This window comes from Mesorhizobium sp. M1E.F.Ca.ET.041.01.1.1 (genome assembly GCF_003997355.1).
Lineage (GTDB): Bacteria > Pseudomonadota > Alphaproteobacteria > Rhizobiales > Rhizobiaceae > Mesorhizobium.
Genome location: NZ_RZSL01001096.1, coordinates 1 through 1,004 on the forward strand (window position 1 = coordinate 1; position 1,004 = coordinate 1,004).

General features: G+C 65.3%; 2 protein-coding genes. Both read right to left on the reverse strand.

Annotated elements, in window-relative coordinates:
* On the reverse strand, positions 1–603 hold a 603-nt coding region (gene pyrF, locus EOA38_RS37625), incomplete at its 3' end, for an orotidine-5'-phosphate decarboxylase (RefSeq protein WP_127301588.1).
* Positions 603–1,004: NADPH-dependent FMN reductase (locus EOA38_RS37630; RefSeq protein WP_145966337.1), on the reverse strand; the 402-nt coding region annotated here is incomplete at its 5' end. The genes EOA38_RS37630 and pyrF, both read right to left, overlap by 1 nt.

Consider the following 1,004-nt stretch of genomic DNA (forward strand, 5'->3'; position numbering starts at 1 on the left):
GCGAATGGCCTGCGCCGGCGTCACCACGCGTTTCTGGTCGCCGTGGTCGCTGCCGGCCGGCCGGATGCCGGGCGTCACCACCGCCATGTCGGGTCCGACGATCCGGCGCACCGCTTCAGCCTCCTCGGCCGAGCAGACGATGCCGCCCATGCCGGCGTGCAGCGCCTGTTCGGAACGCCGCAGCACCAGCGTGTGCGGATCATATTCGTAGCCGGCGTCGATCATGTCCTGTTCGTCCATCGAGGTCAGCACGGTCACCGCGAGCAGGCAGAGCTCGCTGCCTTTGGCGGCCTCAACCGCCGCCTTCATAGCCTTCGGGTAGGCATGCAGCGTCAGCATCGTCGCGCCCATTTTGACGATGTTCTCGACACCCTTGGCCACCGTGTTGTCGATGTCGAGCAGCTTCATGTCGAGGAAGACCTTGGTGCCGCCGCTGGCGAGCTCGCGAGCGAAATCGAGCCCGCCCGCGAAGGCGAGCTGGTAGCCGATCTTGTAGAAGGAGACGGTGCCTTCGAGCTCGCGCACCGCCTTCTCGGCCTCCTTCAGCGTCGGCACGTCGAGGCCGACGATCAGCCTGTCGCGCATGGTCTCGACCGGATGCATCAGGCCTCTATCCGGATGGACAGCATGCGCGAGGTTTCGATCAGTGTGCGGCATAGGCGCTCCATCGATTGGTGCAGTTTCTCGTCCCGGAATTGTCCGTCCTCGGCGAACGCCTCATCCGCGTTCGACACCGAGCATTCCGGCGCGATCACGTCCATCTGGCAGCGCACCAACACCGCGCGCAGGTGGTTGATGCAGCGTATGCCGGCAAACTTGCTCTCGGAAGAGGAGCAGAGCGCCACGGGCTTGCCGTAGAGCGGCCTGAACGAGCGGCTGCCGTCGCGCCGGATCCGGCTCACCCAGTCGATCGCGTTCTTCAAGAGCGGCGGGATCGAGCCGTTGTATTCCGGCGTCGCGATCAGGAGTCCGTCATGGGCGGCGATCTGATAGCCCAGCTTCAC